This is a genomic window from Phenylobacterium sp. (assembly GCF_041913825.1).
Lineage (GTDB): Bacteria > Pseudomonadota > Alphaproteobacteria > Caulobacterales > Caulobacteraceae > Phenylobacterium.
In genome coordinates, this window is record NZ_JAYSEO010000021.1 from 14,650 (window position 1) to 37,205 (window position 22,556).

Sequence of the window (22,556 nt, forward strand, 5' to 3'; positions counted from 1 at the left end):
CGTGCGGCGCGCCGCCTCAGGCCAACGCGGCGTCGTGGTGGGCCAGCGCCAGGTCGTTGGCGTGCACCAGCGGACCGGAGGTGTAGCCCAGCACCGCTTCGATGGCCTCGCTCTTCAGCCCGCAGATGCGCAGGGCGTCCTCGGCCTCGTAGCGCACCAGGCCGCGGGCGATCTCCTGCCCCGCCTCGTCGCGGATCAGCACCGCATCGCCCTTGTCGAAGGTTCCTTCGACGCGGCGGAGGCCGGCGGCGAGCAGACTCTTGCCGCGGCGGACGGCGGCGGCGGCGCCCTCGTCGACCACCAGGGCGCCGGCCGGGGCGAGCGAGCCGGCGATCCAGGCCTTGTAGGCGGCCGCCGGGGTGGTGGCGGGCTCGATGATGGTGGCCGCCTCGCCGTGCTCCACAGCCCAGAGCGGGGAGGGCCGGTGGCCGAGGGTGATGACGGTGGCGCAGCCGGCGGCGGCGGCGATCCGCGCCGCCTCAAGCTTGGTGGCCATCCCGCCGGTGCCGACGCCCGCGTCGGCGTTCGCGCCGCCGGCCATGGCCTCCACCTCGGCGGTGATACGGGCCAGGCGGGGAATGTGGGTCGCCGAGGGATCGCGCCTGGGGTCGGCGGTGTAGAGGCCATCGATGTCGGAGAGCAGGACCAGCACGTCGGCCCCGGCCATCTGCGCCACGCGGGCGGACAGCCGGTCGTTGTCGCCGACGCGGATCTCCTCGGTCACCACGGTGTCGTTCTCGTTGACGATCGGGATGACGCCGAGCTGGAGGAGGGTGTCGACGGTGGCCCGGGCGTTCAGCCAGCGGCGGCGGACCTCGGTGTCGTCGCGGGTCATCAGGACCTGGGCGCAACCCAGGCCGTGGGGCTCGAAAGCCTCCTCCCAGGCGCGCATCAGCAGGGATTGGCCGGCGGCGGCGGCGGCCTGCTTCTCGGGCAGGGTGAGCGGGCGCTTGGTCAGGGCGAGGCGGCGGCGGCCGAGCGCCACGGCGCCCGACGACACGATCAGCACCTGCTGCCCGCGCTCGCGCAGGCGCGCCACGTCGGCGGCCAGGGCGCCCAGCCAGCGGGCGTCGGCGCCGGCCTCGCCCACCAGCAGGGCCGAGCCGACCTTGATCACCACACGGCGGGCGCGGGCCAGCTCGCTCACGGCGTCCAGCCCCCGGGCGTCTCCTGAACGGTCTCCTCGTCCTCGTCGACGACGATCTCGCCGCGGCGACGGCGGACCAGCGCCCAGGCCTCCCGCAGCAGCTCGGTGACGTTCTCCCCGGTGAAGCCGGAGACCAGGCGCACCGGCACGCCGGCGGCTTGCGCGAGCTCGGCGGCCTTGGCCTGCCGCTCCTCCTCGGACAGCGCGTCGATCTTGTTGAGCGCCAGGATCTCGGGCTTGTCGGTCAGTTCCTCGCCGTAGGCCTCGAGCTCGTGGCGGACGATCCGCCAGGCCTGGCCCACGTCCTCCTGGGTCCCGTCCACGAGGTGGATCAGAACGGCGGTGCGCTCCACGTGGCCGAGGAAGCGGGTGCCGATGCCGGCGCCTTCGCTGGCGCCCTCGATCAGCCCGGGGATGTCGGCCAGCACGAACCGCTCGCCGGCCGACAGGTCGACCACGCCGAGGTTGGGGGCGAGCGTCGTGAAGGGATAGTCGGCGATCTTCGGCTTGGCGGCCGAGGCCGCGGCCAGGAAGGTGGACTTGCCGGCGTTCGGCAGGCCCACGAGGCCCACGTCGGCGATCAGCTTCAGCCGCAGCCAGATGGCCCGCTCCTCGCCCTCCTGGCCCGGGTTGGCGTGCTTCGGCGCCTGGTTGATCGGGCCCTTGAAGTAGGCGTTGCCGAACCCGCCGTTGCCGCCCTTGAGCAGGCGGATGCGCATGCCCGGCTGGTCGAGGTCGTAGAGGATGGTCTCCTTGTCCTCGCCGAGCACCTGGGTGCCGACCGGCACCTTCAGGACCACGTCCGCGCCGGCCGCGCCGTGGCGGTTGCGGCCCATGCCGTGGCCGCCGGTCTCGGCCTTGAAGTGCTGCTGGTAGCGGTAGTCGATGAGGGTGTTCAGCCCCTCCACCGCCTCGATCCAGACGTCGCCGCCCTTGCCGCCGTCCCCGCCGTCCGGGCCGCCGTACTCGATGTACTTCTCGCGCCGGAAGGAGACGGCGCCGCCGCCCCCGTTACCGGAGCGGATGTAGACCTTCACCTGGTCGAGGAACTTCATCGGGCGGAGACTCTGCGGCGGACGGCGTGCACGATCAGCGCCGCCAGGAGGGATTTGACGAGGGCGCCGGGGACGAACGGCAGCACCCCCTGCATGAAGGCGCGGCCGACGCCGGCCAGGGTGGCGAGCCACGCCCAGCCAAGCGCCAGGATCAGCAGATGGCCCAGCAGGAAGGCGCCGGCAAGCCTCGGCCACTCCTGGGTGCGCTCGGCCGTGCGGCCGGTGAGCGGAGCGGCGAACAGCATGCCCAGGATGAAGCCGGCGGTCTGGCCCATCAGGGCCTCAGGCCCGCCCTCGCCACCGGCCAGCACCGGCAGGCCCGCGGCGGCGAACACCAACCAGGCCAGCACCATCTGGAACGACAGCCGCATGCCCGAGAGGCCCGCCAGGGTGAAGACGGCCAGGGTCTGCAGGGTGAGCGGCGCCGGGCCGATCGGGATCGAGACCTGCGAGGCGAGCGCCAGGATTCCGGCCCCGGCCAGCACCACGGGCACGCGCCAGACGGCGTGGCGCGCCACCAACCGGGCGAGCGGCGGCCGGTGCACCAGCGGGTCTTGGTCCGGGGCGACGGTCATGGCCTGGGCGATACCACGAAAAGGGAAGGAACCACGAAAGCCACGAAACCCGCGAAAGAAGGCGGAACCACGGAATACACGGAGGCCGGCGGCCCGGCCCTGTCCGTGTCGTCCGTGGTTCCTGCGCCTAGGCCAGCCACACCATACGGCGGGCGGGGACCTGCCCGCCCCGGGCGGCGCAGTCCTGCAGGACGACGTCGCCGGTGTAGAGGAAGCCCGCCTTGCAGAGCACCTGGCCGGAGGCCGGGTTGTCGGCGAAGTGGCCGGCCTCGACGACGTTACGGCGCCAGTCGCGCCGGACCCACTTCAGCGCCCCGCGCACCGCCTCGGTGGCGTAGCCGCGGTTCCAGAAGGGACGGCCCAGCCAGAAGCCGATCTGGGCGCGGCCGTTGCCCCCGTTCTCGAGGCCCAGCACGCCCACGGGGCCGAAGCTGTGGTGCTCGATGACGAAGGTGGCGTTGCGGCCCCAGTCCTGCACCAGGCAGCGGTCGAGCCACGCCTCGGCGTCCTGTTCGATGTAGGGGTGCGGCAGGCGGGCGGTCATGGCGGCCACGTTGATGTCCGAGGCCAGTCGCACGATGGCGTCGGCGTCGGTCCGCACCGGCCCGCGGAGCACGAGCCGTTCCGTCGAGACGACGGGGGTCACTTCGATGGCGCACATGTCTTACCTCCCGGCCCACTTTGCTGGGGCCCAAAACGAAAGCGGGGAGCCCGGCTGACCGGACTCCCCGCTTGGTTCGTCTGTCCGGTCCGCCTGTCTTGGAGAGGGCGGAACCGGAGAGAGGTGGTTCCGCCTATTCGGCCGCAATCACCTCGGTCGCCGGGACCACCGTCACGTAGGTGCGGTCGTCGCGCTTGGTCACGAATTTCACGGCGCCGTTCGCCATGGCGAAGAGGGTATGGTCCTTGCCCATGCCCACGTTGTCGCCCGGCCAGAACTTGGTGCCGCGCTGGCGCACGATGATGTTGCCGGCGAGCACAGCTTCGCCGCCGAACTTCTTTACGCCGAGACGCTGACCGGCGGAGTCGCGCCCGTTGCGCGAGGAGCCGCCCGATTTTTTGTGAGCCATTGTGCTCTCCTAACTCTCTAGAGGCTGCCCGTTCCGATTACTCGGCGGCGCCTTCGTCCTTCTTGGCGGCCTTCTTGGCGGCCGGCTTCTTGGCGGGCTTGGCTTCGGCGTCGGCCTCGACCGGCGCGTTCACCTCGGCGCTGGCCATGGCTTCCTGCACCGCCGGATCGGCGACGACCTCTTCGGCCTTCGGCGCGGCGGCCTTCTTCGGCGCGGCCTTCTTGGCCGGAGCCGGAGCGGCTTCCGCGGCCGGCGCGGCGGCGGCCACGGCGGCCGGAGCCACGAAGGCCAGGTTGCGCGAGCGGGCGTTCAGCTCGGCCTTGGTGGTCAGCTTCACTTCGCCGTCCCACTTGGCCGCTTCCTTGCCGCCCTCGCCGTTGATGGCGGTGACGCGGAGCACGCTCTCGAGCTGGCGGTGGCCCTTGGTGCGGCGGTAGCCCTGGCGGCGGATCTTCTTGAAGATCTTCACCTTCTCGCCCTTGCGGGTCTCGATCAGGGTGGCGGCCACGGAGGCGCCGGCCACGGTCGGGGCGCCCAGGGTCACCGCGTCGCCGTCGCCCAGCATCAGGACGTCGCCGAACGACACGTTCGCGCCGGGCTCGCCGTCGAGCTTCTCCACGACCAGCACGTCGCCGGGCTGGACCCGGTACTGCTTGCCGCCGGTCTTGATCACCGCGTACATCGTTCGCGCGCCTTCGTACTTATAGTGTGTGCAAAACGGAATGCGCCCGCAGGAACCCCGCGGGCGAGAGGGGCGGACTTATACGCAAGGGCGGCGCAGAGTCAACGCGGGGGAGCCATGATTTGCCGCCCTTGCCAAGCGGCGGGAGGAGGACGCGATGAGCCAACCCAAACTGCCCCTGGACGGCGGGTGCCGGTGCGGGCGGGTGCGGTTCCGGATCTCCGGCGTCCCGATGATGACGTCGGCCTGCCACTGCGCCGGCTGCCAGCGGATGACGGCGAGCGCCTATTCGCTGTCGGTGATGGTGGCGGCGTCGGACTTCGCGGTCACCGAGGGCGAGACGGTGATCGGGGGCCTGCGCGAGCCGCCGGCGCACCACTTCTGCGGCTTCTGCATGAGCTGGGTGTTCACCCGCCCGCCCATGGCCGACTGGGTGGTGAACGTGCGGGCGACGATGCTGGACGACACGTCCTGGTTCTCCCCCTGGATGGAGACCTACACCTGCGAGAAGCTGCCCTGGGCGGCGGTTCCGGCGGTGCGCTCGTTCGAGCGGTTCCCGGAGATGGCGGAATACCAGGCGCTGATGGCGGAGTACCGGGCGTCGGCGGGGGCTTAGCGGCCGCGGGCGGGCGGCCCGCCGGGCGCAGAGCCGGGCGGCGAGGGCCGGGGCAGGACTGGGCCATCCCGGAAGGCTAAGCCCCGAGGCGCGAAAACCACGAAGAAAAGCTGGGGCGCCAGATTGTCGCGGCGCCCGTGACCGGGGTCACGGCGGGGGCAGTCGTCGCGGCGCAGAACCGCGGCTCCTGCGGGCGGCGCGGCGCCGACCTCAGGGCGTTCCAGCGTCAACACGAAGGTGCAGGGCCGGCCGGGGCGGACGCCGCGGGTCGACCCGACGCCGTTCGGACGCGCCCACGCCCCGAGGACCGATGCGGCGCCTGCCCGCCAACCCGCGACGAGGATGACGAGCGATGCCGCAGGCCCCCGCCTGGCCGCGCAAGACGCGCGAGCTGCAGAACCACCACATGGACTCCACCGCCTGGAACGACTTCCCGTTCCGCGACGACGACGTGATCGTCGGCACCTACGCCAAGAGCGGCACCACCTGGACGCAGCAGATCGTGGGGCAGTTGATCCACGGCGGCGACCCGGAGGTGCGGATCGCCGAGCTGTCGCCCTGGTGGGACATGCGGGTCATCCCGCCCGAGGTCCGCGCCGCGGTGCTGGCCCAGCCGCACCGGCGGGTGCTGAAGACCCATCTGCCGGTGGACGCCCTCGTGATGTCGCCGAAGGCCAAGTACCTCTACGTGGTGCGCGACGGCCGCGACGTGATGATGAGCATGTGGAACCATCACGCCAACTTCCTGCCGCTGGCGTTCGAGCTGCTGAACGGCACGCCGGGCCGGGTGGGGCCGGAGCTGCCGCCGGCCGATCCGGATCCGCGGCGCTATTTCCGCACCTGGCTGGACGAGGACGGCGCGCCGTTCTGGTCGTTCTGGGAGAACATCGCGAGCTGGTGGGCGGTGCGCGACCTGCCCAATGTGCGGCTGGTGCACTTCGAGCACCTGAAGCGCGACCTGGCCGGGGAGATGGCCGCCATCGCCGACTTCCTGGAGATCGACGTGCCGGCCGCGGCGTGGCCGCGGATGATCGAGCACTGCACCTTCGAGTGGATGAAGGCCAACGCCGAGAAGGTCGCGCCGTTGGGCGGGGCGGTCTGGGAGGGCGGCGGCGCCACCTTCGTGAACAAGGGCGTCAACGGCCGCTGGCGCGACGTGCTGACCGTCCGCGACAGCCTCGACTACGAACGCATGGCGCAGCTCAGGCTGGGCGCGGAGTGCGCCCACTGGCTGGCCACCGGCGAGGACCTGGCCGCGAAGGCCGCCTGAGCCCCCGCCGTCAGTCGACGCAGAGGCCGCCCACGAGCTGGCCGTCCTCGACGTTGGACCAGCAGCCGCAGGGGTCGGTGTCGGCCTGGCAGCGGCCGGTGACCGGGCCCGTGGCGTCGGGCTTGGGGCCCTCGGTGCGGCAGTCGCCCTGGCACTGGTCGCCGTCGGTGCAGGCCCTGCCGGCGTCGGCGAAGGGAATGACGCACATCGGCCGTTGCAGGCGGCAGACCGGACGGACGGTCCCGCCCTTGGCCGCGCAGGCGGCGGGGTCGGCGCTGGCCACCGGGCTCGGCTGGACCGGGTGCGGGCCGCCGGGCGGCGCCGGGCGGGCCCGGGTCGGCGTCGTGGGCCCGGCGGCGGGCGGCGCGGCGCAGGCGGCGAGGGCGAGCAGGGCGGCGAGGAGGGCGCGGCGGAGCATCCGGGCACGGTAGCATCTCCTCTCACCCGACACGAAGTGCGGGCAAGAGGGCAGGGTGAGGGGCGGTTCGTCGGGGCGGATCCACGCAGAACGGTCGAGGGCCCTCGGGTTCGCCTCCGGGCCAGGGACGGTTTCGGCCACCCCTCTCGCCGACTCTCCCGCTCGGCTTCGCCGGGCGAGACGAGATGAAGAAAAAGGGCGGCTCCCCTGCGGGAGCCGCCCTTCTCACCCGTGCGGGCGGATCCGCTAGGCGGTCACTTCCCGACCTTGCCGAGCTCGGTCATCAGCTCGGGGACGGCGGACTTGTAGTCGGCGACGAGGCCGTAGTCGGCGACCTGGAAGATCGGGGCGTCGGGGTCCTTGTTGATCGCGACGATCACCTTGGAGTCCTTCATGCCGGCCAGGTGCTGGATGGCGCCGGAGATGCCGACGGCCACGTAGAGCTCCGGAGCCACGACCTTGCCGGTCTGGCCGACCTGGTAGTCGTTCGGCGCGTAGCCCGCATCCACCGCGGCGCGCGAGGCGCCGACCGCCGCGCCGAGCTTGTCGGCGAGCGGCTCGATGACGGCCTGGAACTCCTCGGCCGAGCCCAGGGCGCGGCCGCCGGAGACGACGATCTTGGCGCCGCCGAGTTCGGGGCGGGCCGACTTCACGATCTGCTGGTCGACGAACTTCACCTTGGCCGGCGCGGCCGGTGCGGCGATCGTCTCGACCGCGGCCGAGCCGCCTTCGCCGGCCGCCTTGAAGACGGTCGGGCGGACGGTGACGACCTTCTTGGCGTCGGACGAGCTGACGGTCTCCAGCGCGTTGCCGGCGTAGATCGGGCGCACGAAGGTGGAGGCGTCGACGATCTCGACCACGTCGGAGATCGGGGCCACGTCCAGCTTGGCGGCGATCCGCGGGGCGACGTTGCGGCCCTGCGAGGTGGCCGGCGTCAGGATCGCGTCGTAGCCCGCCGCGAGCGGAACCACGAGGGCGTCGAAGGCCTCCGCCAGGCCCTGGCCCAGCTCGGCGCTCTCGGCCACGAGGACCTTGCGCACGCCCTGGATGCCGGCCGCGGCCTTGGCCACGTCGCCGACGCCCTGGCCGGCGACCAGCACGTCGATGTCGGAGGACAGCTTCTGGGCGGCGGTGACCGTCTTGTGGGTCGCGTCGCGCAGCGTCGCGTTGTCGTGATCGGCGATGACGAGAACGGCCATTAGAGGACCCCCGCTTCGTTCTTCAGCTTCATGACCAGGTCGGCGGCGCTCTCGACCTTCACGCCGCCGGCGCGCTTCGGCGGCTCGGTGACCTTGGCCACCTTGAGGCGCGGATTGACGTCGACGCCCAGCGAACCGAGCTCCTTCACGTCCAGCGGCTTCTTCTTGGCCTTCATGATGTTGGGAAGGCTGGCGTAGCGCGGCTCGTTCAGGCGCAGGTCGGCGGTGACGATGGCCGGCAGGGTGGCTTCCAGGGTCTGGAGGCCGCCGTCGACTTCACGGGTCACCTTCACGGACCCGCCGGAGACCTCGACCGCGCTGGCGAAGGTGGCCTGGGGCCAGTCGAGCAGGGCGGCGAGCATCTGGCCGGTGGCGGCGTTGTCGCCGTCGATGGCCTGCTTGCCCATGATGACCAGGTCCGGGTTCTCCTCGGCGATCACCGCCTTGAGCACCTTCGCCACGGCCAGGGGCTCGAGGTCGGCGTCGTTGGCGTTGACCAGGATGGCGCGGTCGGCGCCCATGGCGAGCGCGGTCCGCAGCGTCTCCTGGGCCTGGGTCGGCCCGACGGAGACGGCGACCACCTCGGTGGCGGCGCCCTTCTCCTTCAGGCGCACGGCCTCTTCGACGGCGATCTCGTCGAAGGGGTTCATGGACATCTTCACATTGGCGAGGTCGACGCCGGACTGGTCCGGCTTCACCCGCGCCTTGACGTTGTAATCAATCACCCGCTTGACGGTGACCAATACCTTCATGGCCTACGCCTCAAAATTTGCATTGCGGAAAAGAGGGGTCGCCAGGGGGCATAACGGTTCCGCCGGGCTTTGCAAGTGTTCGCAGGCGCCGCAATTCCGTCGGGAGAGGCCGCTAGCCAGGGACCGGACGCAGGCTTAAAGACCGATCCTCATGAACCGCACCATCCCCCGCCTGATGCTGATCTTCCTGGGCGTCTTCGCCATCCTGTCGGTCGGCGTGGTCGTCTACCAGGTGGGCTGGGTGATCCCGGGCAAGCGGTGCGCGGAAGCCAAGAAGTGGTGGGATCCGGACGAGCGGGTCTGCGCCACCCCCGTGCTGATCTCCGACATCACCGGCCGCACGATCCAGGACAAGCAGGCCGAGGCCGAGGCCCGCGCCGCCATCGGCCGTCCCGCCCCCGCCGCCCCGCTCGCGCGGCCGGCGCAGTAAGGCGCGCTCAGCGCGTCGCGCCCGATTGCCAGAAGACCTCGGCCGCCCCGCGGTCGTTGGCGAAGCGGGCGGCGACGAACAGGAAGTCCGACAGCCGGGTGAGGTAGCGCAGCGCCGGGCCGCGGACCGGCTCGCCGGCCTCCGTCAGACGGACCGCCTCGCGCTCGGCCCGGCGGCAGACCGTGCGGGCGAGGTGCAGGGCGGCCGAGGCCGGCGTGCCGCCGGGCAGGACGAAGGACTGCAGCGGCGGCAAGAGCCCATTGAGCTCGTCGATCTCGCGCTCCAGCCGTTCCACCTGGCCCTCGGTGACGCGCAGGGTGCCGGCCTCGTCGCGGGCCGGCGGGGTGGCGAGGTCGGCGCCCAGGTCGAAGAGCTCGTTCTGCACGCGGGCCAGCATGGCGTCGAGCGTGGCGGCCGAGGCGGTGTGCAGCCGCGCCATGCCGAGGCAGGCGTTGGTCTCGTCCACCGCGCCGTAGGCCTCGACGCGCAGCGCGGCCTTGCTGACCTGCTCGCCGCTGGCCAGGCGCGTCAGGCCGCCGTCGCCCGTGCGCGTGTAGATCCGGTTGAGGGTGACCACCTGGCCCGCCGTCAGTGGTTGGCGCGCCACCAGACGGCGCTCACCAGCACCGCGATGGCGACTGCCTGCATGACCACCCGAAGCCGCATCAGCTTGTTGGAATAGCTGCGCCCGAAGTCGCCGCCGCGGAACAGGGCGAAGATGCCGAGCGCCAGCACCACGGCCACCGCGATCAGGGCGGCGGGGATCAGGATGTCGAACAGGTCCATGGCCCCAATTTAGGCCTCGCCCGCCTGTTCCGCCATCGAGAACGATGATTTACGCCGAACGGTGAAATTGCAGCTTGACTGTGCGTGGATTGATCATGTTCAACGATCCGCATTCCGCGGCAAGCGTCGCAAATCAGCCACACTGATCGAGGATTAGATAATCATAGGCCTACGAGTCGACCTTCGGTCGCCGAGGCCCACAAATTTTCCAGTCAGGGTTGTGAGCGCTATCCCCGATCGTCGAACGGCAATACTGAACGCGTTCAACTAACTGGTTTTCCCGCGCGGGACGTGACGCCGGGAGTCGAGGGACGGCCAGGCCGGATGGCGGCCACGCTGCGGCGCTCCAGACCACCGGGGGCCGCGCCATCACCGAGAGAAGAGCAGTCAATCGAAACGAGCGCCTCCCCGCGCTCCCAGAAGGTCAGGATATGAAGCACGTTTCTCCCCTCCAGCCCGCCGCCGAAACCAAGGTGAAGATGCCGACGCGCCGGGCGCTCGCGAAGCAGCAGACGCGGGCCAAGGTGCTGGCCGCCGCGCGCCGGCTGTTCAGCGAGCAGGGCTATGAAGGCGCCACGATCCGCGACATCGCCGCCGCGGCGGGCATGTCGACGGGCGCGGTGTTCGCCAACTTCACCGACAAGTCGGACCTGTTCCGCGAGATCATGATGGCGGACCTGGCCGCGCTGACCGAGGCCATGCGGGAAGCCGCCGGCCGCGGCCGCACGGTGGAAGACGCCCTGCTGAAGATGTTCATGGCCGGCTACGCCTTCTACAAGTCGCAACTGCCGCTGGCCCGCGCCGCCTTCAGCGTCTCCTGGTCCCAGGACGAGGGCCCGGCGCTGCGCAACGCCGCGCCGGTGCAGGCCCTGCAGGACCTGATCGCCGAGCAGCTCGACGCCGCCGTGGAGCGTGGCGAGCTGGGCCAGGAGGCCGAGGTGAAGCTGCGCACCCAGATGCTGTTCGACACCTACCAATCCAACTTCCCGCATGCGATCTTCCACGGCTGGAGCCTGGATGCGCTTCAGGCGCGTGCGCGCGACCAGATCCGCATCCTGCTGGCCGGGGCGCGCCGCGGCTAACATCTGAGCTGCCCGGGGGGGCTCTCGCATGAAGGCAGACGCCATCGGAACGGCGGGCGCGCTGGGAGGCGCCCGCCGGGTCCAGCGGGAGGCCACCCGCAACCGCGTCCTCAACGCCGCCCGGGACCTGTTCGAGACCCAGGGCTACGAGGGCACCACGATCCGCGAGATCGCCCGCCGCGCGGGCGTCTCGGTGGGCTCGGTGTTCACCACCTTCGCCTCCAAGGGCGAGATCCTGTCGCAGGTGATGCAGGACCGGCTGGAGCCGCTCTATGCGGAGCTCGACCGGGTGATGCCGCACCTGCGCGGCTGCACGGCCGACCGGCTGCGCTCGATGTTCGCCATCCACTACGCCTTCGAGGCGCAGCGTCGCCGGCAGTTCCTGGCCCACATCGCCGCCGCCTACGACTGGACCCTGCCGCCGACCGCCCGGCCCTACGGCACCACGCTCCGGCTGCAGGACATCATCCGCGAGTGCCTGCAGAAGGGCGTCGAGGATGGCGACGTCGATCCGGCGAGCGACCTGCAGGAGATCATCGACCTGCTGATGGCGGCCTACGCCTGGACCTACCGGCTGGTGGTGCGCACCAACGCCAACGCCCACGAACTGACGGCGGTGATGGACCGCCAGATCGGGCTGATCGCGGACGGCTTCCGCCCGCGCTGAGGTCAGTTGCCGCCCTCGAGCAGGCGGCGCGCGATCACCTGGGCCTGGATCTCGCCGGCCCCTTCGAAGATGTTGAGGATGCGCGCGTCGGCCAGCACGCGGCTGACCGGGCTCTCGAGCGCGAAGCCCGTGCCGCCGTGGATCTGGACCGCGTTGTCGGCGGCCGCCCAGGCGACCCGGGCGGCGACCAGCTTGGCCATCCCGGCCTCCAGGTCGCAGCGCCGGCCCTCGTCCTTGGCCCGCGCCGCGAACCACGCCAGCCGCCGCGTCCCCAGGATCTCCGCGGCCATCATGGCGAGCTTGTTGGCCACCCGCGGGAAGGCCGCGACCGGCCCGCCGAACTGCCGGCGGGCGAGCGCATAGTCGACGGCCAGGTCCAGCGCGTTCTGGGCGACCCCGATGGCCCGGGCGGCGGTCTGGATGCGGGCGCTCTCGAAGGTGGCCATCAGCTGCACGAAGCCCTGCCCCTCGTGGCCGCCGAGCAGGTCGGCGTGGGGGACCTCGAAGCCGTCGAAGCCGATCTCGTACTCCTTCATGCCCCGGTAGCCGATCACCCGGATCTCGCCGCCGCTCATGCCCGGGGCCGGGAAGGGCATAGCCTCGGTCCCGCGCGGCTTCACGGCCAGGAACATGGACAAGCCCCGGTGGTCCCGGGAAGCCGGGTCGGTGCGGACCAGCAGGGTCATCAGGTCTGCGCGGGCGGCGTGGGTGATCCAGGTCTTGGCGCCCGTCACCCGCCAGACGTCGCCGTCGCGCAGGGCGCGGGTCCGCAGCGACCCGAGGTCGGAGCCGGCCTCCGGCTCGGTGAAGACGGCGGTCGGGATGATCTCGCCCGAGCAGATCCCCGGCAGGAAGCGGGCCTTCTGATCCTCCGTGCCGTGGGCGATGATCAGCTCGGCGGCGATCTCGGACCGGGTGCCCAGCGAACCCGTCCCGATCCAGGCGCGCGACAGCGCCTCGGAAACCACGCACATGGCCGTCTTGCCGAGCCCTGAACCGCCCCAGGCCTCGGGCGCGGTGAGGCCGAAGACCCCGAGGTCCGCCAACTCGCGGTAGAGCTCGATCGGGATCAGCTCGTCGCGCAGGTGCCAGCCGTGGGCGTGCGGCGCGATCTTCTCCGCCGCGAAGGCGTGGAACTGGTCGCGGATCGCCTCCAGCGTCTCGTCCAGGCCGCTGGCCTCGAGGGAGGGGCGGCCGCGGGCCTCGTCCAGCAGCTCGACGATGCGCAGCTTCACGGCCTGGGAGGCGCCGGGCCGCAGGGCCTCGAGGGCGGGCGCCAGCCGTCCGGGATCGACGCCGAGGTCGCCGGGCCGGAACAGCTCGCCCTGGTTCATGGGCAGGCCGCCGGCGAGCTGGCTCAGGTACTCGAAGGCGAGCAACTGGCCCGGCAGGGCCTCGGCCTCGCCGAGGCGCGGGCCGAGGTCGCGCGCCCAGGCGGCGGTCTGGCGGAGCGTCTCGGCATAGGCGGCGGCCCACGCGAGCCCGTGGGCGGCGTGCTGCTCGGCGTCGAGGGCCGCCCGGTCCAGGCGGCCGTCGCGCAGCACGCGGGCGGCGACCGCGGCCCTGAGCTCGGCGACCAGGGAGTGCGCCGCGGCGGCGGCCTGGTCGAGGCGGTCGGGGAGGTTCGGCAGGACGAGGCTCATCGCGCCCTTATAGGCGATGCTTGCGTTGCGTAAGGGAAGCGGGGCTTCTAGGCCGCATCGCCCGGAGACCCCGCATGATCGTCGTCCACCACCTGAACCAGTCCCGCTCGCAGCGCATCCTGTGGCTGCTGGAGGAGCTGGAGCTGCCCTACGAGATCAAGCGCTACGCCCGGGACGCCACCACGCGCCTGGCGCCGCCGGAGCTGAAGGCGGTGCACCCGCTCGGCAAGAGCCCGGTGATCACCGATGACGACCGGACGGTCCACGAGAGCGGCGCGATCATCGACTACCTGATCCGCCGGCATGGCGGCGGCCAACTCGCCCCGCCGTCCGATAGCCCGGCCTACGACGACTACCAGCAGTGGCTGCACTATGCGGAAGGCTCGGCCATGCTGCCGCTGATGCTGGAGCTCTACGTGAGCCGGATCGGCGAGGCCGGCGCGCCGCTGAAGCCGCGCATCGACAGCGAGCTCGACAACCACCTGGGCTACATCGACCAGTCGCTGGAAGGCCGCTACTGGCTGATGGGCGACGACTTCACCGGCGCCGACATCAACCTGAGCTTCGTGGCCCAGGTGGCCGGGCTGTTCGGCCGGCTCGACCGCTTCGAACACCTGTCCGCCTGGTTCCGCCGCTGCCAGGCGCGGCCGGCCTACCAGCGCGCGGCCCAGCAGGAGCTCGGCTAGCAGCCCGTACGCGCGGCGGCGCAGGGGCGGCCTAGAAGTCCTCGTCCAGCAGGCCGTCCAGGAAGTCGAACACGGTGGCCTTGGTCAGCCCATGGGGAATGGCCGAGAAGTGGTCGCACCCGGGCAGGCTGACCCCACGGCCGTAGGGGAAGACCTGCGCGAGCCCTTCGGGATCGCCGGCGCCCTCGTCCCGTTGTCCGGCCACCACCAGCACCGGCATGGCCAGGGCGGCCATGGCGTCCTGGTCCAGCGGAGGATTCTGCGCCTGCACGAAGGCCGCCAGCGCGCGGCGGTCCTCGCCCTGCTCGTCGGCGAACTGGCGGAAGCTGCGCAGGAAGGGGTGGGCGATGCTCGCCGGGTCCTCGGCCAGCATGGCGTCGGCCATGATGCTCCCGCGGTCGGTGGAAGGCTGCAGCAGCCGGCCGCCGACGCCGCCGAGGATCAGGTTCGAGACCCGCTCCGGGGCGCGGATCGCGACCTCGATGGCCGTGCGCGTGCCCATGGAGTAGCCGAACAGGTCGACGCGGCCGACGCCCAGGTGGTCCATCAGCGCCAGGGCGTCGCCGGCCAGCCTGTCCCGGGTGTAGGCCTCGGGCTCGTAGAGCTTCTCGCTCTCGCCGTGGCCGCGCTGGTCGAGTGCGATCACCCGCAGGCCGCGGCGCTCGAACGCCCCGTACCAGCCCGTCCGCCGCCAGCCCTCGCTGCGGTTCGAGGTGTAGCCGTGCAGCAGCAGGATGGTGCGCTCGGGCTCGCGGCCCGCCGGCTGGATGTCGTCGTAGGCGAGGGTGACGCCGTCGGGGGTGGTGAAGGTGGCCATGGGGCGGGACGGTAGCCCTAGGGCGTCTCGCCGGTCCACTCCCAGTGCCAGGGCTCGAAGGGGTAGTTCACGAAGCCGAACCGGTGGGCGTTGGCCATCAGCCAGCGGTAGGTGGGCGTCCGGGTCATGTAGAGCCGGTTTGGATCGGCGGTGGAATCCGGGCCGTAGCCGGGCGCCTGGCCCACATAGAGGTCCATGGCGAGGCCGGTGCGGTGGGGGGAGCAGCGGGCGCGCACCACGCCGTTGCAGTTGCCGTCCCGTGCGCAGCGGGCCGCGTCGTACGCCGGGCTGCGGTAGGCCGAGAAGATGGTCAGGTTGCGCGGGTCCGCGGCGATCTCGGGCGACTCCGCCTTGGCCGCCTCGACCATGGCCCGATAGGCGGCGAAGGCGCCCTGCCGAAGCTGCACCTGCTTGCCGGCGTAGCCTTCGCCGGGCCGGGCGGCGGTGAGGCGCGCCTCGTTGGCCGGCCGCGGGCAGACGCCCTGGGAGGCGAGGCGGACGAACACCCGCCGCTCCTGGGCCGCCCCCTTCATGTGCTGGAAGGCCTCGGGGCTCATCACTCCGTTGGGGAACAGCCGCGCGTCGCCCTGCCAGGCGGCGAAGGCGGCGGCGAAGCCCGGCGTGTCGGGCGGGCAATCGGCGCCGATCGTCTGCTGGATCATCGGCAGGTAGATCTCCCACCCGCGCTCGGGCCGGCCGAAGGGCGCCCATTGAAGGGTCCTGAGGCTGGCGGCGTTCAGCCGCGCCGCGCGGTCCCAGCCGCGCGCCGAGTGGCAATCGGGGCCGGCGGGCGGCGGCGCCGTGGCCACGACGGGCGGGGGCGCGGGCCGGACCGGCGGTTCGGGTCCCTTGCCGGTGGTGACGCGCACGACCAGCAGGACGAGCAGCACCGCGGCGGCGGCGAGCGCGCCCAGGAACTTCAGAACGTCTGACGGCTTCAACCTCACGCGCATCAAATGCGCATCCTGCGGCAGAGGTCCAAGATGAGTTTCCGCAAGGCCGCCCTGGCGACGGCCGCCGCCCTCGCCGTGACGGCCTGCAACGAGCCGGCGCCGGGCGGGACCCGACAGGCGGAGGTTCCCGCCCCGGACGTGCACCCGGCTCCCCTGGCCGTGCCGCCGCCGGTCGCGGCCTCGACCTCGCCCGTGGGCCAGGCGATCGACAAGGCGGTGTGGGGCCAGGCGCTGACGCCGGAACAGCTCCGCCAGCTCCTGATCCGCACCCAGGTGCTGCTGTCGCGGGCGCGGTTCTCGCCGGGGGTGATCGACGGCCAGGACGGCGACAACCTGAAGGACGCGGTGCTGCACTACGAGCAGGCCAACGGCCTGCCGGCCGACGGCAAGCTGGACGCCGAGGTGTTTCGTCGGCTCAGCGTCGACGCAGGCCCGGTAATGACCGACTACGTGATCACCGACGAGGACGCGAAGGGACCCTTCGTCGAGAAGATCCCCAAGGACTACAGGGACATGGCGAGGCTCGAGCGGCTCGCCTACACGAGCCCGCGCGAACTCCTGGCCGAGAAGTTCCACATGGACGAGACCCTGCTGGCGGCGCTGAACCCGGGGGCCGACTTCGGCCGGGCGGGGACGACCATCGTGGTGGCCGCGCCAGGGCCCGAGACCCTGCCGGCGCAGGTCACCCTGGTGCAGGTGGACAAGGCCCAGCGGCAGGTCCGCGCCTACGGCGCCGACGGGCGGATGGTGGCGTCCTATCCGGCGACGATCGGCTCGGAGGAGATGCCGACACCGGCCGGCCAGTGGGAGGTCACGGCGGTCGCCTTCGACCCGGTGTGGAACTACGACCCCTCGAAGCTGAACTTCGGCGACAAGCGGGCCGGCAAGCTCTCCATCAAGCCCGGGCCGAACAATCCGGTCGGCGCCGTGTGGATCGATCTCTCGAAGGAGACCTACGGCATCCATGGCGCGCCGGACCCGGTGCTGGTCGGCAAGGTGGCCAGCCACGGCTGCGTGCGGCTGACCAACTGGGACGTGCGGCAACTGGCGAGCGCGGTCACCAAGGGCACGAAGGTGGTCTTCGTCGGCGAGGCGCCCGCGCCTCCCACCAAGGTCTGACGCGGCTCCGGCGTCGCAGGCCGCTGCGCGGCGGGCCGCGAGCCGCTAAATAGGCGGCGATGCTGCGGATCTCGGAACTCAAGCTGCCCCTCGACCACCCGGCCGACGCCCTGCCGGCGGCGATCGCCCACCGCCTCGGCGTCGGGCCCGACGACCTGCTGCGCTGGTCGGTGTGGAAGCGGGCGCACGACGCGCGCAAGAAGACGGCGATCCTGAAGGTCTATATCGTCGACGCCGAGGTGAAGGACGAGGCGGCGGTGCTGACGCGCCTGAGCGGCGACCCGCACGTGCGGCCGACGCCGCACACCGCCTACCGTCATGTGGCCACGGCGCCCCCGCCGGGCGGGCCGCGGCCGGTGGTGATCGGGGCCGGGCCGTGCGGCCTGTTCGCGGGGCTGATCCTGGCCGAGATGGGCTTCCGCCCGATCATTCTCGACCGCGGCAAGGTGGTGCGCGAGCGGACCAAGGACACCTGGGGCCTCTGGCGGCGCGGCGAGCTGAACCCGGAATCCAACGTCCAGTTCGGGGAGGGCGGGGCCGGCACCTTCTCGGACGGAAAGCTCTACAGTCAGATCAAGGACCCGCGGTTCCTCGGCCGCAAGGTGCTCACCGAGTTCGTGGCGGCCGGCGCGCCGCCCGAGATCCTGACAGAGGCCCACCCGCACATCGGCACCTTCCGGCTGGTCACCATGGTCGAGAGCCTTCGGGCCAAGATCGAGAGCCTGGGCGGCGAGTACCGGTGGCAACACCGCGTGACCGACATCGAGCTGGACCGCGGTCTGGACGGCGTGCGGCGGGTTCGCGGCGTGCACCTGCAGACCGGCGAGTTCCTGGAGGCCGACCAGGTGGTCCTGGCGGTCGGCCACTCGTCGCGGGACACCTTCCAGATGCTCCACGACCGGGGCGTCCACGTGGAGGCCAAGCCGTTCTCCATCGGCTTCCGAATCGAGCACCCGCAGTCGTGGATCGACCGGGCGCTGTTCGGCCCCTGCGCGGGACACCCCGACCTGGGCGCGGCGGCCTATTCCCTGTCGCACCACTGCGCCAACGGCCGGACGGTCTACAGCTTCTGCATGTGCCCGGGCGGCACGGTGGTGGCGGCCACGTCTGAGCCGAACCGCGTCGTCACCAACGGCATGAGCCAGTACTCGCGCAACGAGCGCAACGCGAACTCCGGCTTCGTGGTGGGCATCTCGCCGGCCGACTATCCGAGCGACCATCCGCTGGCGGGCGTCGAGCTGCAGCGGGAGCTGGAGAGCCGCGCCTTCGTGGCCGGCGGCGGAGACTATCATGCGCCCGGCCAGCTCGTGGGCGACTTCCTGGCGGGCCGGGCCTCGACCGCGCTCGGAAGCGTCACGCCGAGCTACCGGCCGGGCGTGCGGCCGACCGACCTGGCGGCGATCATGCCGGGCTATGTGGTGGAGGCGATGCGCGAGGCCCTGCCGGTCTTCGGGCGCAGGATTCCCCGCTACGACGATCCCGAGGCGGTGCTGACAGGCGTCGAGACGCGCACCTCCTCGCCGGTCCGCATCACCCGCGGCGCCGACTTCCAGAGCCTGAACGTGCGCGGCCTGTTCCCGGCGGGCGAGGGCGCGGGCTATGCCGGCGGCATTCTCTCGGCGGCGGTGGACGGCATCAAGGTCGCCGAGGCGGTGGCGCGGGCGTCCGTGGGCGAGGCGGTCGCGGCCTAGCTGCGCCAGCGGAGCACGGCCGGCTCCACGGGATTGCGGAACGGGCGGCCCTCGCGCCGGGAGGCCAGCCACTCGCGCTTCAGCGCCTGGTACCACTTCGCCTGCCGGTCGGCGTCGTCGATCCACAGCAGAGGCGGGTCGTACTTCAGCCCCTCGTTCTGCAGGTTCACCATGTCGCCGTCCTGGCGCAGGAAGGCGCGGGCGCCGGCGCGGACGAACGGCTTCAGGACGGTGAAGGCGGGGTGGTCGGACCAGACGATCTGGGTGATCCGGGTCTTCGCCTCGGTCACCGGCGTGAGGCAGGTGAGGGAGAGGACCTGCCGCCGGCCGACGGTGATGTGCTCCCAGCGCAGGCCGGGCAGGCGGAAGGTGATCTCGGTGAGCGGCTCCCCGCCCAGGATGGCGTAGGCGCGCGAGTTCTTCGACGGCTCGTGGCGCACCATGGCGAAGCCGGCCTCGCGCGGCTCGAAGCGCTTGGCCTTGTCGTGCTGGCTGCGGGACGAACGCCACCACCACTGCTGGTGCACGTAGGGGCCATGCGCCGGGTCCATCAGGCCCACGACGGCGTGGTCGATGTGGGCGTCGAAGTCCATCCGGTCGACGAGCTTGGGCGGGCCGCCGACCACGCCCGGGAACACCGGCGGTTCGTGGTCAGGCTCTGTCCTGGGGTCGGCGCCCATCCAGACGAACACCAGGCCCTGGCTTTCCGCCACCGGGTAGCGGCGCACGCGGATCCGGCCGACCTCGAGGTCCTGGTCCGAGACCAGCGAGGGAATGGCTGCGCAGGCGCCGTCCTGGCCGAACCGCCAGCCGTGGTAGGGGCACTCCACCGTCTCGACCCCCGAGACCTCGGTGTGGAAACGGCCGGCCGACAGGGGCGCGGCGCGGTGGGGACAGATGTCGCGGAGCGCGAACAGGGCGCCGGACTTCGAGCGGCCGAGCAACACCGGCTCGCCGAGGATCTCGTGGCGGGCGAGGCGTCCCGGCTTCAGGTCGGCGGCGAGCGCGGCGACGTACCAGGTGTCCGTGAGGAAGCCCTGGCCGAAACGGCTATCGCTGCGGGCGGTGCGGGTCTCGCCGTCGGGCATGGAGTCGTTCTAGTCCGGCGCGCCGCGCAGCGGAACCGCGCCATCGTGAATTCAGCGGCATGGAACTCACTCATGCAGCCAATTCAGTGGTTTGGCTCGCGGGCCGGCGCCAACCTTGGCGTCGAGAAGGAGCCAACCCATGAGACCGCGCAACATCCTCGCCCTGCACGCCGCCGCCCTGGCCAGCCTGGGACTGGCGGCCGTGGCCCTGGCCTCCGAGCCGCTGGACCCGATGGCCGCCTTCTACGGCAACACCATCATGATCGCCGTGCCCGCCGGCGACTATTACGCGCGCCGCTATGTGGATCCGGACGGCGCCTGGCGCGAGCCGCGCGGCGACGGCTGGATCAAGGGCGTCTGGCGGATCGAGGGCGGGCAGGTCTGTAGCTGGCAGACGGAGCCCGAGGTCCGCAACCCGCAGCGCTACTGCTACCCGCCGGTCGCGCGGAAGGTGGGCGAGACCTGGGTGACCGTCGACCCGCAGACCGGCAACGAGGTGATCCAGACCCTCGTCCGCGGGCGGGACTAGGAGAGCTTCAGGAAAACCGCCGCGTACGGGGAGAGGCCGAGGGAGCCGGCGCGGAGCTCGGCTTCGCCGCCCACCGGCAGGAGCTCGGCGGTGGCGAAGGCGTCCTGCTGCAGGACGGCGGGCTGGGCCGACAGGTTGAACACGCAGGCGATGGCCTCGTCGCCCTGCCGGCGGACGAAGGCCAGCAGCGGCTCGGGCGCGTCGAGGAACTCGATCTCGCCCACGCGCATGGCCGGGGAGCCCTGGCGGAAGGCGATCAGCGCCCGGGCGCAGGCCAGCACCGAGTCCGGGTCCTGCTCCTGCTCGGCGACGGTGAGGCCGCGGTGCTCCCGCGCGGCCGGCAGCCACGGCGCGCCGGTGGTGAAGCCCAGCGTCGGGCCGGGCTCCCAGGGCATGGGCGTGCGGCAGCCGTCGCGGCCGCTGTCGTAGGGCCAGTAGAGGTCGCCCACCGGGTCGCGGAGCTGGTCGCGGGCGAGGCTGGCCTGGGGCAGGCCGAGCTCCTCGCCCTGGTAGATCAGGGTGGTGCCCTTCAGGCTGACCAGCAGGGCGAACAGCATCTTGGCGAGCTCGGGCGTCGCGTGCTTGCCGCCGAAGCGGCTGACGGTGCGCGGCACGTCGTGGTTCGAGAAGCTGATCGTCGGCCAGTGGAACGGGTAGTCGCCGAGCGTGCGGTAGTGCTCCAGCACGAAGCCCGGGGAGAGCTTGCGGGCCAGCAGCATGACGAAGGTGTAGCCGGAGTGCAGGCCCTCGTCGGGCGTGCAGTAGGCGCCGCAGCGGGCCTCCTCCTCCGAGAACTCGCCGAACACGAACCGCTCGCCGCCGTTGCGCCCGTCGTGCTCCTCCACCCGGCGGCGGATGAGCTCCAGCATCTCCACGTTCTCGGGCAGGTTGGAGTCGTGGAGGTGGCGCTGCAGGTTGCCGGCGTGGCCCCAGTGCAGCTTCGTGCGCGCCTCGAGCGGGACGGGCGGATTGTCGGTCAGCGCCGCGTCGTGCAGGTAGGTGCCGGCGACGTCCAGGCGGAAGCCGTCGACGCCCTTCTCGAGCCAGAAGTCGAGCACCGAGAGCGCCGCCTCGCGCGCCGCGTCGTTGCGCCAGTTGAGCTTGGGCTGCTGGCGCAGGAACTTGTGGTGGTAGTGCTGCCGCCGCGCCGGCTGGTAGGCCCAGGCCGGCCCGCCGAACACGGACAGCCAGTTGTTGGGCGCGGTCCCGTCGTCCTTGGGGTCGGCCCACACGTACCAGTCGGCCTTCTCGCCGTCCTTGCCGCCGGTCAGGCTGTCGACGAACCAGGGATGCTCGTCCGAGGTGTGGCTGAGCACCTCGTCGAGGACGACCTTCAGGCCCCTGGCGTGGGCGGCGTCCAGCAGGCGCTGGAAGTCCTCGGGGCTGCCGTAGTCGGCCTGCACGCCCTCGTAGTCAGCGATGTCATAGCCCCAGTCGCGGTTCGGCGACGGGTGGATCGGCGACAGCCACAGGCCATCCACGCCGAGCGAGGCGATGTAGTCCAGCTTGGCCATGACGCCCGGAAGGTCGCCATGGCCGTCGCCGTCGCTGTCGAAGAAGGAGCGGACGTAGACATGGTAGAGGACGGCGCCCTTCCACCACGGCTCGCCCGCCATCTCAGACTTCCGAGGCGTTGGTGATGATCCGGCTGACGAGGCCGTACTCCACGGCCTCCTCGGCGTTCAGCCAGTAGTTGCGCTGGGTGTCCTTGACGATCCGCTCGTAGGGCTGGCCCGTCTCGTTGGCGATCATCCGGTTCACGCGGTCGCGCATCTTGATGATCTGCTCGGCCTCGATCTGGATGTCGGACGCCTGGCCGCGCATGCCGCCCGCCGGCTGGTGCAGCATGAAGCGGGTGTTCGGCAGGCAGAGCCGGTTTTCCTTCTTCGCGCCCAGGAAGATGCTGGCGCCGGCGCTGGCGACCCAGCCGGTGCCGATCGCCTTCACCTCGACGCCGCAGAAGCGGATCATGTCGTGGATGGTGTCGCCGCTCTCCACGTGGCCGCCCGGCGAGTTGATGATCATCCGGATCGGCTTGTCGCTCTCCGCGGCGAGGGCGGTGATCTGGGCGGTGACGCGCTCGGCCAGGCGCATGTCGATCTCGCCGAAGACGAGCACGGTGCGGGACTTGAACAGCGCGTTCTGGACCGGCCCCGCCGTCATCGGCATGTCGGGCAGGCGGCCCTTGTCCTCGTCGTCGCCGTCTTCGTCGTCCAGGCGGCCGGTCCACTGATCGCGCATAGATACCTCTGTAGGTCGCAGGCCTTCGCAGTTATTGGCC

Annotated in this window: 25 protein-coding genes and 1 pseudogene; 9 read left to right on the forward strand and 17 right to left on the reverse strand. The window is 71.7% G+C overall.

What is annotated here, in order from left to right; genetic code table 11:
* Nucleotides 1-16: 16 nt before the first annotated feature.
* The 6 genes and pseudogenes from proB to rplU all read right to left on the reverse strand — a co-directional run.
* Complete coding sequence (gene proB, locus ACE3Q8_RS16960) at nucleotides 17-1,147, reverse strand: glutamate 5-kinase (protein ID WP_374471476.1); 1,131 nt, start codon at nucleotides 1,145-1,147, stop codon at nucleotides 17-19.
* Entirely contained in the window at nucleotides 1,144-2,202 is a 1,059-nt protein-coding gene (obgE, locus tag ACE3Q8_RS16965; RefSeq protein WP_374471477.1) for a GTPase ObgE, read from the reverse strand. The genes proB and obgE overlap by 4 nt, the downstream gene beginning before the upstream one ends.
* On the reverse strand, nucleotides 2,199-2,777 hold the full coding sequence (locus ACE3Q8_RS16970; RefSeq protein ID WP_374471478.1) for a biotin transporter BioY: 579 nt from the start codon (nucleotides 2,775-2,777) through the stop codon (nucleotides 2,199-2,201). Before ACE3Q8_RS16970 ends, obgE begins: the two co-directional genes overlap by 4 nt.
* Nucleotides 2,778-2,904: 127 nt before the next feature.
* Nucleotides 2,905-3,438 carry a GNAT family N-acetyltransferase gene (locus ACE3Q8_RS16975; RefSeq protein ID WP_374471479.1) on the reverse strand — a complete coding sequence of 178 codons (534 nt, stop codon included), beginning with the start codon at nucleotides 3,436-3,438 and terminating at the stop codon, nucleotides 2,905-2,907.
* 133 nt (nucleotides 3,439-3,571) lie between these two features.
* Nucleotides 3,572-3,847: a 50S ribosomal protein L27 gene (gene rpmA, locus ACE3Q8_RS16980; protein ID WP_374471480.1), complete on the reverse strand. Its 276-nt coding sequence runs from the start codon at nucleotides 3,845-3,847 to the stop codon at nucleotides 3,572-3,574.
* A gap of 169 nt (nucleotides 3,848-4,016) precedes the next feature.
* A pseudogene (gene rplU / locus ACE3Q8_RS16985) lies at nucleotides 4,017-4,529 on the reverse strand (50S ribosomal protein L21); the annotation flags it as partial.
* 157 nt (nucleotides 4,530-4,686) lie between these two features.
* On the opposite strand from rplU, the gene ACE3Q8_RS16990 reads away from it, so the two are divergent.
* Entirely contained in the window at nucleotides 4,687-5,145 is a 459-nt protein-coding gene (locus tag ACE3Q8_RS16990) for a GFA family protein (protein ID WP_374471481.1), read from the forward strand.
* Between the two features lie 352 nt (nucleotides 5,146-5,497).
* Nucleotides 5,498-6,415: a sulfotransferase domain-containing protein gene (locus ACE3Q8_RS16995; RefSeq protein ID WP_374471482.1), complete on the forward strand. Its 918-nt coding sequence runs from the start codon at nucleotides 5,498-5,500 to the stop codon at nucleotides 6,413-6,415.
* A gap of 10 nt (nucleotides 6,416-6,425) precedes the next feature.
* On the opposite strand, the gene ACE3Q8_RS17000 is transcribed toward ACE3Q8_RS16995, so the two are convergent.
* The 3 genes from ACE3Q8_RS17000 to ACE3Q8_RS17010 all read right to left on the reverse strand — a co-directional run bounded on the left by ACE3Q8_RS17000 (nucleotide 6,426) and on the right by ACE3Q8_RS17010 (nucleotide 8,784).
* Nucleotides 6,426-6,833: a hypothetical protein gene (locus tag ACE3Q8_RS17000; RefSeq protein WP_374471483.1), complete on the reverse strand. Its 408-nt coding sequence runs from the start codon at nucleotides 6,831-6,833 to the stop codon at nucleotides 6,426-6,428.
* Between the two features lie 254 nt (nucleotides 6,834-7,087).
* Nucleotides 7,088-8,032 carry an electron transfer flavoprotein subunit alpha/FixB family protein gene (locus ACE3Q8_RS17005; protein WP_374471484.1) on the reverse strand — a complete coding sequence of 315 codons (945 nt, stop codon included), beginning with the start codon at nucleotides 8,030-8,032 and terminating at the stop codon, nucleotides 7,088-7,090.
* Nucleotides 8,032-8,784 (reverse strand): electron transfer flavoprotein subunit beta/FixA family protein, encoded by a 753-nt coding sequence (locus ACE3Q8_RS17010; protein ID WP_374471485.1) that lies wholly within the window; start codon nucleotides 8,782-8,784, stop codon nucleotides 8,032-8,034. Before ACE3Q8_RS17010 ends, ACE3Q8_RS17005 begins: the two co-directional genes overlap by 1 nt.
* 151 nt (nucleotides 8,785-8,935) lie before the next feature.
* Between ACE3Q8_RS17010 and ACE3Q8_RS17015 the strand changes: the two genes are divergently transcribed.
* The gene (locus ACE3Q8_RS17015) at nucleotides 8,936-9,214 is read left to right on the forward strand and encodes a hypothetical protein (RefSeq protein WP_374471486.1); all 279 of its coding nucleotides are present in this window, start codon (nucleotides 8,936-8,938) and stop codon (nucleotides 9,212-9,214) included.
* A gap of 7 nt (nucleotides 9,215-9,221) precedes the next feature.
* Here ACE3Q8_RS17015 and ACE3Q8_RS17020 read toward each other — a convergent pair whose 3' ends face one another.
* A complete protein-coding gene (locus ACE3Q8_RS17020) occupies nucleotides 9,222-9,791 on the reverse strand; it encodes a cob(I)yrinic acid a,c-diamide adenosyltransferase (RefSeq protein ID WP_374471545.1) in 570 nt (189 codons plus the stop codon).
* 11 nt (nucleotides 9,792-9,802) lie between these two features.
* Nucleotides 9,803-10,000 (reverse strand): twin transmembrane helix small protein, encoded by a 198-nt coding sequence (locus ACE3Q8_RS17025; RefSeq protein WP_374471487.1) that lies wholly within the window; start codon nucleotides 9,998-10,000, stop codon nucleotides 9,803-9,805.
* A 431-nt stretch (nucleotides 10,001-10,431) separates the two neighbouring features.
* Between ACE3Q8_RS17025 and ACE3Q8_RS17030 the strand changes: the two genes are divergently transcribed.
* Entirely contained in the window at nucleotides 10,432-11,082 is a 651-nt protein-coding gene (locus ACE3Q8_RS17030; protein WP_374471488.1) for a TetR/AcrR family transcriptional regulator, read from the forward strand.
* A 28-nt stretch (nucleotides 11,083-11,110) separates the two neighbouring features.
* On the forward strand, nucleotides 11,111-11,749 hold the full coding sequence (locus tag ACE3Q8_RS17035) for a TetR/AcrR family transcriptional regulator (protein WP_374471489.1): 639 nt from the start codon (nucleotides 11,111-11,113) through the stop codon (nucleotides 11,747-11,749).
* Nucleotides 11,750-11,751: 2 nt separating this feature from the next.
* Here the strand turns inward: ACE3Q8_RS17035 and ACE3Q8_RS17040 are convergent, their stop codons facing one another.
* The gene (locus ACE3Q8_RS17040; protein ID WP_374471490.1) at nucleotides 11,752-13,392 is read right to left on the reverse strand and encodes an acyl-CoA dehydrogenase family protein; all 1,641 of its coding nucleotides are present in this window, start codon (nucleotides 13,390-13,392) and stop codon (nucleotides 11,752-11,754) included.
* Between the two features lie 74 nt (nucleotides 13,393-13,466).
* Between ACE3Q8_RS17040 and ACE3Q8_RS17045 the strand changes: the two genes are divergently transcribed.
* Nucleotides 13,467-14,078 carry a glutathione S-transferase family protein gene (locus ACE3Q8_RS17045; RefSeq protein WP_374471491.1) on the forward strand — a complete coding sequence of 204 codons (612 nt, stop codon included), beginning with the start codon at nucleotides 13,467-13,469 and terminating at the stop codon, nucleotides 14,076-14,078.
* Between the two features lie 31 nt (nucleotides 14,079-14,109).
* On the opposite strand, the gene ACE3Q8_RS17050 is transcribed toward ACE3Q8_RS17045, so the two are convergent.
* The gene (locus tag ACE3Q8_RS17050; protein ID WP_374471492.1) at nucleotides 14,110-14,895 is read right to left on the reverse strand and encodes an alpha/beta fold hydrolase; all 786 of its coding nucleotides are present in this window, start codon (nucleotides 14,893-14,895) and stop codon (nucleotides 14,110-14,112) included.
* A 17-nt stretch (nucleotides 14,896-14,912) separates the two neighbouring features.
* Nucleotides 14,913-15,848 carry a D-alanyl-D-alanine carboxypeptidase family protein gene (locus ACE3Q8_RS17055; RefSeq protein WP_374471493.1) on the reverse strand — a complete coding sequence of 312 codons (936 nt, stop codon included), beginning with the start codon at nucleotides 15,846-15,848 and terminating at the stop codon, nucleotides 14,913-14,915.
* A 30-nt stretch (nucleotides 15,849-15,878) separates the two neighbouring features.
* Here ACE3Q8_RS17055 and ACE3Q8_RS17060 point away from each other — a divergent pair, with 30 nt between their 5' ends.
* Together ACE3Q8_RS17060 and ACE3Q8_RS17065 are read left to right on the forward strand one after the other, a co-directional pair.
* Nucleotides 15,879-16,967 carry a L,D-transpeptidase gene (locus ACE3Q8_RS17060; protein WP_374471494.1) on the forward strand — a complete coding sequence of 363 codons (1,089 nt, stop codon included), beginning with the start codon at nucleotides 15,879-15,881 and terminating at the stop codon, nucleotides 16,965-16,967.
* Nucleotides 16,968-17,026: 59 nt separating this feature from the next.
* A complete protein-coding gene (locus ACE3Q8_RS17065; RefSeq protein WP_374471495.1) occupies nucleotides 17,027-18,658 on the forward strand; it encodes an NAD(P)/FAD-dependent oxidoreductase in 1,632 nt (543 codons plus the stop codon).
* On the opposite strand, the gene ACE3Q8_RS17070 is transcribed toward ACE3Q8_RS17065, so the two are convergent.
* Nucleotides 18,655-19,746, reverse strand: coding sequence for a Rieske 2Fe-2S domain-containing protein (locus tag ACE3Q8_RS17070; RefSeq protein ID WP_374471496.1), 1,092 nt, complete (start codon nucleotides 19,744-19,746; stop codon nucleotides 18,655-18,657). The genes ACE3Q8_RS17065 and ACE3Q8_RS17070 overlap by 4 nt on opposite strands.
* Nucleotides 19,747-19,885: 139 nt before the next feature.
* On the opposite strand from ACE3Q8_RS17070, the gene ACE3Q8_RS17075 reads away from it, so the two are divergent.
* On the forward strand, nucleotides 19,886-20,275 hold the full coding sequence (locus ACE3Q8_RS17075) for a hypothetical protein (RefSeq protein ID WP_374471497.1): 390 nt from the start codon (nucleotides 19,886-19,888) through the stop codon (nucleotides 20,273-20,275).
* On the opposite strand, the gene ACE3Q8_RS17080 is transcribed toward ACE3Q8_RS17075, so the two are convergent.
* Together ACE3Q8_RS17080 and ACE3Q8_RS17085 are read right to left on the reverse strand one after the other, a co-directional pair.
* Nucleotides 20,272-21,891, reverse strand: coding sequence for an alpha-glucosidase family protein (locus ACE3Q8_RS17080; RefSeq protein ID WP_374471498.1), 1,620 nt, complete (start codon nucleotides 21,889-21,891; stop codon nucleotides 20,272-20,274). The genes ACE3Q8_RS17075 and ACE3Q8_RS17080 overlap by 4 nt on opposite strands.
* Before the next feature lies 1 nt (nucleotide 21,892).
* A complete protein-coding gene (locus tag ACE3Q8_RS17085; protein ID WP_374471499.1) occupies nucleotides 21,893-22,516 on the reverse strand; it encodes an ATP-dependent Clp protease proteolytic subunit in 624 nt (207 codons plus the stop codon).
* Between the last annotated feature and the right edge of the window lie 40 nt (nucleotides 22,517-22,556).